Annotated in this window: 14 protein-coding genes and 1 riboswitch; of the genes, 4 read left to right on the forward strand and 10 right to left on the reverse strand. The window is 68.1% G+C overall.

Going from position 1 to position 14,637, the window contains the following annotated elements; translation table 11 throughout:
• Positions 1-54: 54 nt before the first annotated feature.
• A complete protein-coding gene (thiC, locus tag AC5LXX_RS06105) occupies positions 55-1,986 on the reverse strand; it encodes a phosphomethylpyrimidine synthase ThiC (RefSeq protein WP_124454066.1) in 1,932 nt (643 codons plus the stop codon).
• Between the two features lie 124 nt (positions 1,987-2,110).
• Positions 2,111-2,227: riboswitch (TPP riboswitch) on the reverse strand.
• Between the two features lie 271 nt (positions 2,228-2,498).
• Here thiC and AC5LXX_RS06110 point away from each other — a divergent pair.
• From AC5LXX_RS06110 to AC5LXX_RS06120, 3 genes are all read left to right on the forward strand, one after another.
• A complete protein-coding gene (locus tag AC5LXX_RS06110) occupies positions 2,499-2,771 on the forward strand; it encodes a pentapeptide MXKDX repeat protein (RefSeq protein WP_124454064.1) in 273 nt (90 codons plus the stop codon).
• A 74-nt stretch (positions 2,772-2,845) separates the two neighbouring features.
• Positions 2,846-3,478, forward strand: a complete 633-nt coding sequence (locus tag AC5LXX_RS06115; protein ID WP_124454062.1) for a cytochrome b/b6 domain-containing protein — start codon at positions 2,846-2,848, stop codon at positions 3,476-3,478.
• Positions 3,479-3,507: 29 nt separating this feature from the next.
• A complete protein-coding gene (locus AC5LXX_RS06120; RefSeq protein ID WP_493410807.1) occupies positions 3,508-4,296 on the forward strand; it encodes a molybdopterin-dependent oxidoreductase in 789 nt (262 codons plus the stop codon).
• A 25-nt stretch (positions 4,297-4,321) separates the two neighbouring features.
• Here AC5LXX_RS06120 and AC5LXX_RS06125 read toward each other — a convergent pair whose 3' ends face one another.
• Together AC5LXX_RS06125 and AC5LXX_RS06130 are read right to left on the reverse strand one after the other, a co-directional pair.
• Positions 4,322-4,606 (reverse strand): helix-turn-helix domain-containing protein, encoded by a 285-nt coding sequence (locus tag AC5LXX_RS06125; RefSeq protein ID WP_322084336.1) that lies wholly within the window; start codon positions 4,604-4,606, stop codon positions 4,322-4,324.
• Positions 4,603-4,956, reverse strand: a complete 354-nt coding sequence (locus AC5LXX_RS06130; protein ID WP_493410808.1) for a type II toxin-antitoxin system RelE/ParE family toxin — start codon at positions 4,954-4,956, stop codon at positions 4,603-4,605. Before AC5LXX_RS06130 ends, AC5LXX_RS06125 begins: the two co-directional genes overlap by 4 nt.
• Positions 4,957-5,472: 516 nt before the next feature.
• On the opposite strand from AC5LXX_RS06130, the gene AC5LXX_RS06135 reads away from it, so the two are divergent.
• The gene (locus AC5LXX_RS06135; RefSeq protein ID WP_493411090.1) at positions 5,473-6,660 is read left to right on the forward strand and encodes an EamA family transporter; all 1,188 of its coding nucleotides are present in this window, start codon (positions 5,473-5,475) and stop codon (positions 6,658-6,660) included.
• A gap of 21 nt (positions 6,661-6,681) precedes the next feature.
• Here AC5LXX_RS06135 and AC5LXX_RS06140 read toward each other — a convergent pair whose 3' ends face one another.
• The 7 genes from AC5LXX_RS06140 to AC5LXX_RS06170 all read right to left on the reverse strand — a co-directional run bounded on the left by AC5LXX_RS06140 (position 6,682) and on the right by AC5LXX_RS06170 (position 14,042).
• Positions 6,682-7,881 carry an MFS transporter gene (locus AC5LXX_RS06140; RefSeq protein WP_493410809.1) on the reverse strand — a complete coding sequence of 400 codons (1,200 nt, stop codon included), beginning with the start codon at positions 7,879-7,881 and terminating at the stop codon, positions 6,682-6,684.
• A 317-nt stretch (positions 7,882-8,198) separates the two neighbouring features.
• Positions 8,199-9,023 (reverse strand): phosphodiesterase, encoded by an 825-nt coding sequence (locus tag AC5LXX_RS06145; RefSeq protein WP_493410810.1) that lies wholly within the window; start codon positions 9,021-9,023, stop codon positions 8,199-8,201.
• 87 nt (positions 9,024-9,110) lie between these two features.
• Complete coding sequence (locus AC5LXX_RS06150) at positions 9,111-10,142, reverse strand: ABC transporter ATP-binding protein (protein WP_124454050.1); 1,032 nt, start codon at positions 10,140-10,142, stop codon at positions 9,111-9,113.
• A 13-nt stretch (positions 10,143-10,155) separates the two neighbouring features.
• Positions 10,156-11,058: an ABC transporter permease gene (locus tag AC5LXX_RS06155; protein WP_493410811.1), complete on the reverse strand. Its 903-nt coding sequence runs from the start codon at positions 11,056-11,058 to the stop codon at positions 10,156-10,158.
• 10 nt (positions 11,059-11,068) lie between these two features.
• Complete coding sequence (locus AC5LXX_RS06160) at positions 11,069-11,893, reverse strand: ABC transporter permease (protein ID WP_124454046.1); 825 nt, start codon at positions 11,891-11,893, stop codon at positions 11,069-11,071.
• 17 nt (positions 11,894-11,910) lie between these two features.
• Entirely contained in the window at positions 11,911-12,939 is a 1,029-nt protein-coding gene (locus AC5LXX_RS06165; protein ID WP_493410812.1) for an ABC transporter substrate-binding protein, read from the reverse strand.
• Between the two features lie 77 nt (positions 12,940-13,016).
• The gene (locus AC5LXX_RS06170) at positions 13,017-14,042 is read right to left on the reverse strand and encodes a LacI family DNA-binding transcriptional regulator (RefSeq protein WP_493410813.1); all 1,026 of its coding nucleotides are present in this window, start codon (positions 14,040-14,042) and stop codon (positions 13,017-13,019) included.
• Positions 14,043-14,637: the final 595 nt, after the last annotated feature.

Genomic DNA, 14,637 nt, shown 5'->3' on the forward strand with positions numbered 1-14,637 from the left:
CGAAAGCGGGCTTCGTGCATCGCGAAGCGACCCGAGGCGGGTCGCTGTCTGCGCTTACTGACGGTGGTAGATCTCGGCCCCGGTCTTGACGAACTCGACCGCCTTCACTTCCATCCCTTTCTTCAGCGCTTCGGTTTCCGACACGCCCTGCTGCGCCGCGAACTCGCGCACGTCCTGCGTGATCTTCATCGAGCAGAAGTGCGGGCCGCACATCGAGCAGAAGTGCGCGACCTTCGCCGAATCCTTCGGCAGCGTCTCGTCGTGGAATTCGCGTGCCTTGTCCGGATCGAGACCGATGTTGAACTGGTCTTCCCAGCGGAATTCGAAGCGCGCCTTCGACAGCGCGTTGTCGCGCACCTGCGCGCCGGGGTGACCCTTGGCGAGGTCGGCGGCGTGCGCGGCGAGCTTGTACGTGATGATGCCTTCCTTCACGTCGTCCTTGTTCGGCAGGCCGAGGTGTTCCTTCGGCGTCACGTAGCAGAGCATCGCGGTGCCGAACCAGCCGATCATCGCCGCGCCGATGCCCGACGTGATGTGGTCGTAGCCCGGCGCGATGTCGGTGGTGAGCGGCCCGAGCGTGTAGAACGGCGCTTCCTTGCACCAGTCGAGCTGGAGATCCATGTTCTCCTTGATCAACTGCATCGGCACGTGGCCGGGGCCTTCGATCATCACCTGCACGTCGTGCTTCCACGCGATCTGCGTGAGCTCGCCGAGCGTCTTCAGCTCGCCGAGCTGCGCTTCGTCGTTCGCGTCGTAGATCGAGCCGGGACGCAGGCCGTCACCGAGCGAGAAGCTCACGTCGTACGCCTTCATGATCTCGCAGATCTCTTCGAAGTGTTCGTACAGGAAGCTTTCCTTGTGATGCGCGAGACACCACTTCGCCATGATCGAGCCGCCGCGCGACACGATGCCCGTCATCCGGTTCGCGGTGAGCGGCACGTACTGCAGGCGCACGCCCGCGTGGATCGTGAAGTAGTCGACGCCTTGCTCGGCCTGCTCGATCAGCGTGTCGCGGAAGATTTCCCAGGTCAGGTCCTCGGCCTTGCCGTTGACCTTTTCGAGTGCCTGGTAGATCGGCACCGTGCCGATCGGCACCGGGCTGTTGCGGATGATCCACTCGCGCGTTTCATGGATGTGCTTGCCGGTCGACAGGTCCATCACCGTGTCGCCGCCCCAGCGGATCGCCCACGTCATCTTGTCGACTTCCTCGCCGATCGACGACGTGACGGCCGAGTTGCCGATGTTCGCGTTGATCTTCACGAGGAAGTTGCGGCCGATGATCATCGGCTCGGATTCCGGGTGGTTGATGTTCGCGGGAATGATCGCGCGGCCGCGGGCGATTTCGTCGCGCACGAATTCCGGCGTGATCTCGGCCAGCGCATTCGCGCCGAAGGCGGCTGCGCCGAACGCCTGGCCCGGGTGCTGGCGGCCCATCATCGCGGCGAGCTTCGCGCCGTTCGGGCCGCTCGACTTCAGGCTCTCGATGTACTCGGCGCGGCGCTGGTTCTCGCGGATCGCGATGTATTCCATTTCCGGCGTGATGATGCCCTGACGCGCGTAGTGCATCTGCGTGACGTTCTTGCCGGCCTGGGCGCGGCGCGGATTGCGGTGCAGGCCCGGGAAACGCAGGTCGGCCGTGGCCGGATCGGCCGCGCGCTCGAGGCCGTACCGGCTCGACAGGCCGGGGAGCACTTCGGTGTCGCCGCGCGCTTCGATCCAGCGCTGGCGCAGCGCGGGCAGGCCCGCACGGATGTCGATCTTCGCGTCCGGATCGGTGTAGGGGCCCGACGTGTCGTACACGTAGATCGGCGGGTTCTTTTCGCCGCCGAAGCCGGTCGGCGTGTCGGCCTGCGTGATTTCGCGCATCGGCACGCGGATGTCGGGCTGCGAGCCGGTGACATAGACCTTGCGCGAATTCGGCAGCGGCGCGACAGCAGCGGCGTCGACGTGAGCGTCGGCGGACAGAAACTTCGGATTGGCGTTCATGCAATCTCCTGTGCGGGCGCCGGACAGGCGCTTCGGCGCTTGCCCGGAGCCCTTGACGAATGTGGGGCTCGAGCTAAGCAGGAGACGAGGCTTGGTGAGGCGGCGGATTTCGTCAGAAGGATGGCGGCGAAATCCGTACGCTTCCCTGCGCTGGCATTATCCAGATCAGGTTCAAAGGGTATTTCTCACCCGCAATGCCGGTAACTTGACCGAGCGCATTGCAGGACCCCCGCGTTAGCAAGGGCACACGATACACCGGCTTGGCGGCGGTTTCAACCGGGAACGGATCGGATGCCGCCGGGCGATCGCCGGATCGCCGCCGGCGAACCGGGCAGGGTGCGGCGCAGCAAGCGCGGCCGCCGATCCGCGTCCCGAACCGGCCGGAAAGCGCCACGCGGTGCAGCATTTCCCCCCTTCATTTCAGGCGTCTAGAATTTTTTTTAGCACCGCTGTCATTTCCGGCGGTGTGCTCCGTCTATTCGGCTCCTAAACCCATGTAGTGGAGAGATGTCATGAAAAACGTATTCCTGGTTGCCTGTGTCGCCGCACTTGCCACGATCGCAACGGGCGCGTATGCGCAGAACGATGCGATGTCGAAGGATGGCATGTCGATGTCGAAGGACGCGATGGGCCACGACGAGATGGCCAAGGACGGCGCGATGAAGAAGGACGGCATGAAGAAGCACGCGATGAAGAAGGACGCCATGAAAAAGGACGCGATGGGCCACGACGCGATGTCGAAGGGCGACGCGATGAAGAAGGACACCATGAGCCCGTCGAACTGATCGATGCGCGCGGGGCGCGGCCGGCCGGCTGCGGACACATCGCGTCCCGTCGCATCATTCCGGGAGTCTTCATCATGCAAACGGTTCCTGTCACGGATCGCGCGAGTACGACGCCGCCCGCGCCCACGATCCATCCGCCGTGGGTGCGCGTGAGCCACTGGCTCAACGCGCTCGCGGCGATCCTGATGGCGCTGTCCGGCTGGCGCATCTACGACGCGTCGCCGATCTATCCGTCGTTCACGTTCGCGCACGGCATCACGCTCGGCGGCTGGCTCGGCGGCGCGCTGCAATGGCATTTCGCGGCGATGTGGCTGTTGGTCGGCAACGGGCTGTTCTATCTCGCGATGTCGATCACGACGGGGCGCTTCGCGCGCAAGCTGTTGCCCGTCACGCCGGCGTCGGTGTGGCGCGACGTGCGCGCCGCGCTCGGCGGGCGGCTGGCGCACGACGACCTGAGCGTCTACAACGCGGTGCAGCGCGCCGCGTACCTGACCGCGATCGTCGATCTCGTCGTGCTCGTGCTGTCCGGGCTCACGATCTGGAAGTCGGTGCAGTTCCCGCTGCTGCGCGAACTGTTCGGCGGCTACGACAATGCGCGCGTCGTGCATTTCTGGGCGATGTCGCTGCTCGTCGCCTTCTTTGTCGTTCACGTCGCGATGGCGCTGCTGGTGCCGCGCTCGCTGCTCGCGATGCTGCGCGGTCGCTGACCGCCCCATCGCGGGCGAAGGAAATCATCATGTCGGAATCCGAAAAAAGCCGCGGCGAGCCGCGCTGGACGCTCGACCGGAAGTCGCTCGAACTCGACGTGCGCCGCGAGCTCGAGATGCCGTCGCGGCGGCTCTTCAACCGGCGCGTGCTGACGCTCGGCGGCCTCGCGATGCTGACCGGCTGCACGTTGCAGGACGATGCGTCGGTCAACACGTTCCTCGAGAAAGTGTCGCGCATGAACGATCGCGTGCAGGCGTGGCTGTTCAACCCCGACCGGCTCGCGCCGACCTACACCGAAGCCGACATCACGCGCCCGTTCCCGTTCAACGCGTACTACGGGATCGACGAAGTGCGGCACGTCGACGAGTCGACCTATCGCCTCGTGCTGTCCGGCCGTGTGACGGGCAAGCGCGTGTGGACGCTCGACGAGCTTCGCGCGCTGCCGCACGCGGAGCAGATCACGCGACACATCTGCGTGGAAGGATGGAGTGCGATCGGCCGTTGGGGCGGCACGCCGTTCGGCGCGTTCCTCGCGCGTGCCGGCGCCGACACGCGCGCGAAATACGTCGGCTTCAAGTGCGCGGACGATTACTACGAAAGCATCGACATGCCCACCGCGCTGCATCCGCAGACGCTGCTCGCGCTCGAGTACGACGGTCGCCAGTTGCCGCCGGAATATGGCTTCCCGATGAAGCTGCGGATGCCGACCAAGCTCGGCTACAAGAACCCGAAGCACATCATGGAAATCTTCGTGACCAATACGTTCCCGGGCGGCTACTGGGTCGATCAGGGGTACAACTGGTTCGGCGGATCGTGAGCGGCGCGCGAGGCGCGCTCGTCCATCACGCGGATTCGCGCACCTGCAGATCGACGCGCAGGCCGACGGCCGCGGCCATGTTCACGAGCGCGTCGAGCCCGAACAGGTTGATCTTGCCGCGCAGCAGATCGGACACGCGCGGCTGCGTGACGCCCAGCTGCTTCGCGGCCTGGGCCTGACTGAGTTCGAGCTGCGCGATGCGCTGCTTGAGCGCGATCATCAGTTCGGAGCGCAGCTTCATGTTCTCGGCTTCGGCCGGCCGGCCCTCGATTGCGTCCCAGACGCTCGTGTAGCGTTCGTTGGTCGTCACTTCTTCAACTCCATCGTCAGGGCGCGATAGCGCCGGGCGGCCAGGTCGATATCGGCCTGGTTCGTGCGCGCCGATTGCTTCCGGAAGCAATGCAGCACGTAGATCGCTTCGGCGAACGTCGCGACGTAGACGATCCGGAACGCGCCGCTCGCATCGCGCACGCGGATTTCCCGCACGCCGGCGCCGATCGTGCGCATCGGTTTCCAGTCGTCGGGCGCGAGGCCGCGCTGTACCTGGTCGATCTGGTGGCCGGCTTCGCGCCGCGCGGGCAGCGGAAAGCCGCGGAGATCGCCCAGTGCGCTGCCGACGAACACGACGGGCTTCGGCGGAAGGATGGTGGAATTATACAAAATTTTGTATGGATGTGCGGGTTTCGAAAAGCGGCTCTGGACGGCAAGAGGAGGGCACGTCGCCCATCACGATAGGCGTGACGGGAAGCATCGGCGTGCATGACTGGCCGTTCGGCCGACGCCCGATCCGACGCCTGCGGGTTGCGATCGCGTGTGTGCGAAACCGGCGCCGGCAACGTGTGCGTCCTGCGCATCCGGCCCCGGATTTCACGCGCCCGCCGGCCGAATAATGTCGCGCCGAAACGTCAGTCGTTATCCTTTCAGACAGGTCTGACGATGCTTTCGAATCCTTGGTGCCATAATGCCGAGCGTGTGCAGCCAAAGTGGCTGCGCACGTTTTTTTTGTCCCGTTTTTTGCCCCATTGCCGCCGCTCGCCGGTTCTCTTTCGTCGCCGTTCGCACTGCCATGTCGTCCCGCACGTTCGCTCTGCCTTCCCGGTCCCGCCAGGACCGTTTGCCGGCATGGCCGGCGCCTTTCAGCGGAGCACGCGGCGTGACGTGCGGGCAGGCCGCACGATGACGCCGCTCGACCGCCTCCTCGATTTCTTCGCGCGCTTTTCGTTCCGGATCCGCCTGCCGCAAAGCCGCGGCGGCCGCGTCGCGCTGGCGCTCGTGTTCATCTATTTCGTCTGGGGTTCGACCTACAGCGGCCTGCATTTCGCGCTGCAGTCGTTCCCGCCGCTGCTGCTGTCGGGGCTGCGCAACCTGCTCGGCGGGATCGGCCTGTTCATCTTCGCGCTGCGGCGCAAGCCCGAATGGCCGACGCTGCTGGAAATCCGCAACGCGGGGATCGTCGGCACGATGCTCGTCGCGCTGTCGTCGGGCACGATCGCGCTCGGGATCAGTTCGGTCAGCAGCGGCTCGGCCGCGGTGATGGTGGCCACGGTGCCGCTGTTCGCGACCGTGATCGCGGCGGTGGCCGGCCGGCCGGTGACGAAGGGCGAGTGGGCGGCCGTCGCGCTGGGGATGGTCGGTATCGTCGTACTGAATTCGGGCGGCGCGGCCGCCCAGAATTCGGCGCTCGGCACGATCTGCGTGCTGGCCGGCGCGCTGTTCTGGGCAGGCGGCGCGCACCTCGCGACGCGGCTCAAGCTGCCGTCCGACCTGTTTCTGTCGACGTCGCTGCAGATCGGCCTCGGCGGCCTGATCTCGACGCTCGTCGCCTGGCTGATCGGCGAACGCATCGAGCACGTGATGGCGGGGCCGGTGTTCGCGTTCCTGTACCTGATGGTGTTCTGCACGATGGCCGCGTATGTCGCGTACGGCTACCTGATCCGTCACACGAGCCCGATCATCGCGAGCAGCTGCATGTACGTGAACCCGATCGTCGCGGTCGCGCTCGGTGCGCTGCTGCTCGGCGAACCGGTGACGATGGCGACCGTGGTCGCGACCGTCGCGATCCTCGGCAGTGTCGGGTTGTCGTTCGTGTTCGATCCGGCACGCCGGCCGGCGGCACGCGCGGCGGCTGCCGGTCCGACGGTCGCGACGGCCGCGGCGGCCGAGCAGGTGTCGGCAGCGGACCCTGCGTCCGCCCCCGAGCAGATCGCGATTCCCGATGCGGCGCCGATCCTCGCGCCTTCCGCCGTCCCGCTCGCGGTGCCGACGCCGGCGGCCGTGATGGATCCCGCCGCGGTGATCGACCCGGCGCCGGCGTTCGCGCCGCCGCCCGTCGACGAACCGGTCGCGCCGCGCGCCGACGCGTAATGCCGTCGCGGCCGGTCGCGCTCAGCCGCGCCGGCCGCCGCGATGGTGGGACCACCCGGCGAGCGCGGTAAACAGCAGGCCGGCCGCGCACATGCCGGTCCAGCCGAACGCGCGCCATGCGGCGACGCCGGCCGACGAGCCGAGCGCGCCGCCGATGAAATAGCACACCATGTACACCGTGTTCACGCGGCTGCGCGCCTCCGGCTTCAGCGCATAGATGCGCGACTGGTTCGAGATCTGCGCGGCCTGTACGCCCACGTCGAGCACGATCACGCCGATCACGAGCCCGACGAGGCTCGAACCCGACAACGCAAAGATCACGAACGACAGCGCGAGCAGCGCGATCGCGAGCGAGATGACTGCGCGCGGGCCGCGCGTGTCCGCGGAGCGGCCCGCATACGGCGCGGCGAGCGCGCCCGCGGCCCCGACGATCCCGAACAGGCCGGCGGCCTGCGGGCCGAGATGGAACGGTGCGCCGGCGAGCAGCAGCGTCAGCACGGGCCAGAACGCGCTGAACGCCGCGAACAGCGCGGCGCCCGTCAGCGACGCCTCGCGCAGCCCGCGCAGTTCGACCGCCAGATGCCACATCGAGCCGAGCAGCTTGCCGTACGGCAGCGTCGACGTCGGCGAACTGCGCGGCAGCCGCATCACGATCACGGCCGCGAGCGCGACGAGCGCCGCGACCGACGCGGCGAACACCGCGCGCCAGCCGAAATACTCGGCGACGAAGCCGGCGGCCGTGCGCGCGAGCAGGATGCCGAGCAGCAGGCCGCTCATCACGGTGCCGACCGCCTGCCCGCGTTCGGCAGGCGGTGCGATTTCGGCGGCGAACGGCACGGCCTGCTGCGCGATGGTCGCGAGGATGCCGATCGCAAGGCTCGCGACGGCAAGCACGGCCAGCGACGGAGCGGTGGCCGCCACGATCAGCGCGACGGACAGGCCGGCGATCTGCATCAGGATCAGCCTGCGGCGATCGAACCGGTCGCCGAGCGGCGCGAGCAGGAACATGCCGGCTGCATAGCCGAGCTGCGTCGCGGTCGGCACGACGCCGATCCATGTCGCGCCGTCCGGAAAGGACGCACGGAAGCTGTCGAGCAGCGGCTGGTTGTAGTAGATGTTCGCGACCGACACGCCCGCGATCGTCGCGAGCAGCAACAGCAGGCTGCGCGAGTAATGGGGCGAGGCGGCGTCGGTCGGACGGTCGGTGGAGGCGGTGGACATGGCGGCGCGGACGAAGTTGGGCGGCGTGGCAAGCGGCGCACGCGTCGGATGCGCAGGCGGGCCGGGCGCCGGTCGAGGCTGCCGATCATACCGGAGCGTCGTGAATCCTGCCGGGCGCGCGGCGAACCGGCCGCCGCCCGTCATCGTGCGCGCCGCCAGCCGTCAGTCGACCAGCCACCAGCCACCAGCCACCAGCCACCAGCCACCAGCCACCAGCCACCAGCCACCAGCCACCAGCCACCAGCCACCAGCCGCCAGCCGCCAGCCACCAGCCACCAGCCGCCAGCCACCAGCCACCAGCCGTCAGCCGTCAGCCGTCAGCCGACCAGCTCGCCCGTCGGCTCGTAGAACGGATACGGCCCCGCGCCTTCGTCCACGTAGACGTGATGCGACGTCATTCCCGTATCGGGCGTATGACGATGGACCGCGAACGCCGGCGGTTCGAGCCGGAATGCCGACGGCGCGTCGGTCCGCAGGTCGAATGCGACCTGGTGCGCGGGTGACGGCACCGCCGATGCAAGCGTGCCGCCGAAGCGTGTGAACATCGTGCGGTGCACGTGACCGCACAGCACGCGCTCGACGTTCGGATGACCGCGCAGCAGCGCATCGAGTTTCGCGGAGGCGGCGGGCGCGAGGCGCAGCTTGTCCATGTGGCCGATGCCTGCCACGAACGGCGGGTGATGCAGCGCGACGATCACCGGCCGGTCGCGTGCGGCGTCGAGCTGGGCGGCGAGCCAGGCGAGCCGTGCGTCGCACAGGTCGCCGTGGCTCGCGCCGGGCACCTGCGAGTCGAGTGCCAGCACGCGCACCGCGCCGACGTCGAGCGCGTACTGCACGAATTCGCCGTCGTGCAGCTCGGCGCGCTCGGCGAACGCGCGGCGCAGCCCGGCGCGGTCGTCGTGATTGCCGATCATCAGGTAGTACGGAATCTCGAGCGCGGCGAGCAGCCCGCGCAGGTTGCCGTACTCTTCATCGTGGCCGAAGTCGGTGAGGTCGCCGGTGACGAGCACGGCGTCGGGGCGCGGCTCGAGTGCGTTCAGCTTCGCAATGCAGCGCGCGAGCGCGGCCGCCGTGTCGACGCGCCGGTACGCGAGCTGGCCCGGCCGCTTGATGTGGAGATCGCTGATTTGAGCAAGCAGCATCGTCGTTTCTCGGAATCGTCTGGTTGTTGTGGGGGCGGCGTCGTGCGCCGCGGTGGGGTGCTGAATGAATGATGCCCGAACGACGGATTACGCGCCGAGCGCGATCAGGCCTTCCGGGGCGATCGTGAGGCCGACCGCCGTGCCGCGTGCGAGTGCGATGCGGCCGGGCACGTCGATCACGAGCGCGTCGGGCGCCGCATGCTCGATCGTGAGCCGCGTGCGCTCGCCGAGGAACGCACACGCGCCGACCGCGCCGCGCAGCGGCGCATGCGCGGGATCGGCGAGCTGCGCGTCCTCGGGGCGGAAGAACCATTCGTCGGCGGCATGCGGCGTCGCGATCGCGCCGCCCGTCGTCACCAGCGCGCCGTCTCGCCATTGCCCTGCCAGCCGGTTCAGCGTGCCGATGAACTGCGCGACCGTGCGATTCGCCGGGTGGTAGTAGATGTCGCGCGGCGTGCCGATTTGCTCGATGCGGCCCGCGCCCATCACGACGATCCGGTCGCCGAGCTCCATCGCCTCGGCCTGGTCGTGCGTCACGTAGACGGTCGTCACGCCAAGCTCGCGCAGCAGCGCGTTCATCTCGCGGCGCAGCACGTCGCGCAGCTTCGCATCGAGCGCGGTCAGCGGTTCGTCGAGCAGCAGCACGCGCGGCCGCACCGCGAGCGCGCGCGCCAGCGCGACGCGCTGCCGCTGGCCGCCGGACAGCTGATCGACCGGCTTGTCCGCATGTGCGTCGAGCCGCATCATCGCGAGCAGCTCGTCGACGCGTTCGCGCAGCGCGCGCGGCTCGGTCTTGCGGATCTTCAGCCCGTAGCCGACGTTGCCGCGCACCGTCAGGTTCGGAAACAGTGCGTAGTTCTGGAACACCATGCCGACCTGCCGGCGCTCGATCGGCAGCGCGGTGACGTCGTCGTTGCCGAACGCGATCGTGCCGCCGGCGTCCGGCGTGTCGAGGCCCGCGATCAGGCGCAGCGTCGTCGTCTTGCCGCAGCCGGAGGGCCCGAGCAGCACGAGTGTTTCGCCCGCGCCGATCGACAGGTCGAGCGGTTCGAGCACGCGGGTGCCGCGGAACGTTTTTGCGCAGCGGGTCAGCGTGATGGGAGTGGAATCGAGTTTCATGTCTGCGAAAAATTCAGCGCGGGCGCTTCTTGAGCGCGCGCGTGCCGGACGGATCGACGCCGAGCCACTGCATCGCCACGAGCAGCGGCAGCGTCATCAGCAGGAACAGGATCGTGTACGCGCTGCCGACTTCGAGGCGCAGCGACGCATAGGTATCGGCGAGCCCGACCGGCAGCGTCTTGGTATCGGGCGTATGCAGCATCCACGTCAGGTTGAATTCGCCGATCGACAGCGTGAGCACCGCGAGCGCGCCTGCCACGATGCCGGGGCGCAGGTTCGGCAGCACGATCGTGACGAAGCGCGTGACGAACGACGCGCCGAGGCTCGCCGCGCCTTCCTCGAGCGTGCGCAGGTCGGCACCGGCCGCGACGGCGGCCACCGCGCGCACCATGAACGGCAGCGTGAACACGACGTGGCCGACGACGATGAACCACAGGCTCATCCGGAACGCGGTGAAGCCGCCGTACACCACCAGCAGCGCGAGCGCCGAAGCCAGCCCCGGCAGCGCGACCGGCAGCACGAGCGCTTCCTCGATCGCACGCGCGGCGCGGTGCTTGCTGCGCGCGAGCGCATAGCCGGCCGGTACGCCGGTGACGAGCACGATCGCGAGCGTCGCGAATGCCACGTAGAGCGACAGCGCGACCGAGCCGTGATACTGCTGCCACACCTGTTCGAGCCAGCGCAGCGTGAGGCCGCTCGACAGGCCGCGGAAATAGTTGACGGTCAGGCCCGCGAGCACGGACATCACGACGGGTACGATCAGGAACGCGCACAGCAGCAGCGTGATGGCCCATTGAAGCGCGGCGATCGCGCGCGCGCCCGTGACGCGCGGCGCGCGGCGCGCGACGCCGTTCGCCTGCGCGGGAGCAGGCGCCGGTGACGGTGACGGCGCGGAAGAGCCGGAAAGCGATTGCATGCGTAAATCCTCAGGCCGCGGCGGCGGCGGTGTGGCCGGTGAAACGGCGCGCGAGCGCGAGCACGGCCCAGGTGACGATGCCGAGCACGATCGACAGGCCGGCCGCCGTCGCGATGTTCGCGTTGAGCGTGAACTCGGTATAGATCGTCATCGGCAGCACGTTCAGGTCGGTGGCGAGCGTGAACGCGGTGCCGAATGCGCCCATCGCGGTCGCGAAGCAGATCGCGCCGGCCGCGATCAGGCCCGGCGCGAGCGCGGGCAGCACGATGTCGACGAAGATGCGCCACGGCGACGCGCCGAGCGAACGGGCGGCTTCCTCGAGCGACGCGTCGAGCTTCGACGCGGCCGCGATCACGGTGACGATCACGCGCGGAATCGAGAAGTACAGGTAGCCGATGAACAGGCCCGCAACCGAGTACGCGAATACCCACTTGTCGCCGGTGAGTTTCGCCGACAGCATCCCGATCAGCCCCTGGCGGCCGGCGAGCATGATCACCATGAAGCCGACGACGACGCCCGGGAACGCGAGCGGAAACGTGAGCAGCGCGAGCAGCACGCGCTTGCCGGCGAATTCGCGGCGCGCGAGCAGGAGGCCCGAGATCGTCGACAGCGCGAGCGTCGCGAGCGTGACGCCCGCGGACAGCGCGACCGTCTCGCCGAGGCTCCTCATGTAACGCGCATTGCCGAGCAGCGCCGCGTAGTGCGAGAAGAACGCGCCGTCGGCGGACACCTGTACGAGCGATGCCATCGGCAGCAGCCAGAACGCGGCGAACACCGCCAGCGCCGGCGCGACGAGCGCGATGCGCCAGCGCAGCGGGAAAGTCAGGTCGAGCATCGGTGGCGTCCCGCGGCTTACTGCATGATCTGCAGGTACTGCTGGCCGAACGCCTGCTGGCCGGCCGCCATCTTGCCGAAGTCGACCGGCTTCGCCCGTGCGTATTCGCTCGCCGGCAGGAACTTCGCGGCGATGTCGGCGCCAAGCGCCTGCGCGCGCACCGGGCGCAGGTAAGCGTTGGCCCACAGCTTCTGGCCTTCGTCCGACAGCACGAAGTCGAGCACCTTCTTGCCGTTCGCATCGTGCGGCGCACCCTTCACGAGGCTCATCACGTACGGCACGGCGATCGTGCCTTCCTTCGGGATCACGAACTCGACGTTCGCGTTGTCCTTGTACTTCGCGCGATAGGCATCGAAGTCGTAGTCGAGCAGGATCGGAATCTCGCCGGACAGCACGCGCGCATAGGCCGTTTGCTTCGGCACGATCGGCGCGTTGGCCTTCAGCTTGTGGAACCAGTCGAGGCCCGGCTTGAAGTTGTCGAGGCTGCCGCCGAGCGCCTGGTTGACGGCGACCGCACCGGCGTAGCCGACGAACGCGCTCGACGGATCGAGATAGCCGACCATGCCCTTGTATTCGGGCTTCAGCAGATCGGCCCACGAACGCGGCACCGGCTTGCCGTCGAGCGCGTCCTTGTTCACGAAGAAGCCGAGCGTGCCCGAGTGGATCGCGAACCAGTAGCCTTGCGGATCCTTCAGGTTCGCGGGGATGTCGTTCCAGTGCGCGGGCTTGTACGGCGCGATCACGCCCTTGTCCTTCGCCTGGAACGCCGACGACACGCCGAGGTAGACGACGTCGGCGACCGGGCTCTTCTGCTCGGCGATCAACTGCGCGATCGACTGGCCCGAGTTCTTGTTGTCGAACGGCACGCGGATGCCGGTCTTCTGCTTGATTGCCGCGATTTGCGCGGCCCAGTCGGCCCATTCGGGCGGGCAGTTGTAGCAGATCGCCGTTTCGTCGGCGTGGGCGGCGGGCGCGCCGGCGATGAGCGCGGCGCAGGCGACGGGAGCTGCGAGCGCGCGCAGCAGCGAGGTCAGGCGAAAGGACACGGTGAATCTCCGGGCGAGTGGGTGTGGCGCTGGGGTGGTGTGGTGTGGTTGTCGGGGGGCGGTGGTGCGGCCTGCGTTCAGGCCTGGTGCAGTTGCAGGTCGGCGGCCGGCGGTGCGACCGTCGCGCCGTCGCGCACCGTATGCGGCAGGATCAGCGACGTGCGTTCGATCGTCGCGCCGCCGATGCATTCGACGAGCCGCTGCCATGCGCGGCGGCCGATGTCGCGGTTCGGCGTCGCGACGCTCGCGAGCGGCGGCGCGAGCAGTTCGCCGAGCGCGATGCCGTCGAAGCCGAGCACCGACAGGTCGTCCGGGATCGAGAAGCCGGCGCGGCGCAGGCCGCGCATCACGACCATCGCGAGCAGGTCGTTGCTGCAGAAGAGGGCGGTCGGGCGCGTCGCTTGCGCGGTCAGGTGCGCGAGCACGGCATCGGGCAGCTCGGGCGCGTTGAAGTCGACTTCGACGGGCGGCAGCGTCGCGACGCCGCTTTCCTCGAGGGCCTGTGCGTAGCCGAGGTGGCGCTGGCGCGCGCGATCCGACGCGGCGAGCGAACCGGCCAGCATCAGCACGCGGCGGTGACCGCGCGCGGTCAGCAGCCGCACGCCGTCATACGCGGCGCGGCGGTTGTCGACCGACACCGACGGGCGGCGCTGCGTGTCGTTGTGCATCAGCACGTAGTGCGGGCCGTCGCGGTCGAGCATGTCGAGCAGCGGGTGCGTGTCCGCATCGGCGACGGTGAGGATCAGCCCTTCGACGCGCTGCTCGCGCAGCGTCTCGATCGCGTGACGCTCGCGCGCCGCGTCGTACTCGGTCGTCATCAGGATCAGCTTGAAACCGGCCGCGGTCGCGAGCGCGTCGATGCCTTGCAGGCAGTCGGCGAACACGGGGTTCGACAGCGTCGGCACGACGACGCCGACGAGCCGCGTGCGCTCGCCGCGCAGTTGGCGGCCGAGCGGGCTCGGGCGGAACTGCAGCGTTTCGATCGCGGTGCGGATCGTTTGCAGCGTCGCGGGGCTGACGGTATGCGGGGCATTGATCGCACGCGAGACGGTGGCGATCGAGAAGCCCGCGAGGGCAGCGACGTCCTTGATGGTCGAGGTCATGAAGTCATGCGATGTAAACGTTTTCGGCCGGGGAATTATCGAAAACGTTTGTGACTTCGCGATGACGCACGCGACGCTTGTTTCGCGAAAAGCACGATACAAACGTCAGACGGTTGGGGCCGTCGGACGACGCGCGGTCGATTGTATCGGGGTTGTTGCGGCGCGGGAGAAAATCGGCGGACGTGTCGTATCGGTGGGGACGACACGCGCCGAGCGCGTGGGGCGCGGCGGAATAAGGGAACGCATGCGCAAGCAATGGTAGAATCGCGTCCGCCCTCTTGCCGGGGTGATGAAATTGGTAAACATAGCGGACTTAAACGATTGAGTGCCCGGCCGGAAACGGTCGGTGCAGAACCCTTCAAATTCGGCGAAACCCCTGATGTGCGCATCGAGGCAACGCCGAGCCAAGCCTCGCCGTAATCGCGAGGAAGGTGTAGAGACTAGACGGGGGGCGCCTAAGGCGCACGGGCAGCGGTCACGCCCGCGCGCGACGGTGAAGGCATAGTCCAGCGCACGAACGGCTCGCGTACGCGACGCCGGCTTTGAAAGAAGCAGTGTGACGAAAATCCGCCGCCTTAACTGGCTTGCCGGTTCG

This window comes from Burkholderia torrens, assembly GCF_984668525.1.

What these genes read in the sequence shown, in the direction of transcription:
- thiC (WP_124454066.1), bottom strand. Translation starts at nt 1,986, where the DNA reads ATGAACGCCAATCCGAAGTTTCTGTCCGCCGACGCTCACGTCGACGCC.
- AC5LXX_RS06110 (WP_124454064.1), top strand. Translation starts at nt 2,499, where the DNA reads ATGAAAAACGTATTCCTGGTTGCCTGTGTCGCCGCACTTGCCACGATC.
- AC5LXX_RS06115 (WP_124454062.1), top strand. Translation starts at nt 2,846, where the DNA reads ATGCAAACGGTTCCTGTCACGGATCGCGCGAGTACGACGCCGCCCGCG.
- AC5LXX_RS06120 (WP_493410807.1), top strand. Translation starts at nt 3,508, where the DNA reads ATGTCGGAATCCGAAAAAAGCCGCGGCGAGCCGCGCTGGACGCTCGAC.
- AC5LXX_RS06135 (WP_493411090.1), top strand. Translation starts at nt 5,473, where the DNA reads ATGACGCCGCTCGACCGCCTCCTCGATTTCTTCGCGCGCTTTTCGTTC.
- AC5LXX_RS06140 (WP_493410809.1), bottom strand. Translation starts at nt 7,881, where the DNA reads ATGTCCACCGCCTCCACCGACCGTCCGACCGACGCCGCCTCGCCCCAT.
- AC5LXX_RS06145 (WP_493410810.1), bottom strand. Translation starts at nt 9,023, where the DNA reads ATGCTGCTTGCTCAAATCAGCGATCTCCACATCAAGCGGCCGGGCCAG.
- AC5LXX_RS06150 (WP_124454050.1), bottom strand. Translation starts at nt 10,142, where the DNA reads ATGAAACTCGATTCCACTCCCATCACGCTGACCCGCTGCGCAAAAACG.
- AC5LXX_RS06155 (WP_493410811.1), bottom strand. Translation starts at nt 11,058, where the DNA reads ATGCAATCGCTTTCCGGCTCTTCCGCGCCGTCACCGTCACCGGCGCCT.
- AC5LXX_RS06160 (WP_124454046.1), bottom strand. Translation starts at nt 11,893, where the DNA reads ATGCTCGACCTGACTTTCCCGCTGCGCTGGCGCATCGCGCTCGTCGCG.
- AC5LXX_RS06170 (WP_493410813.1), bottom strand. Translation starts at nt 14,042, where the DNA reads ATGACCTCGACCATCAAGGACGTCGCTGCCCTCGCGGGCTTCTCGATC.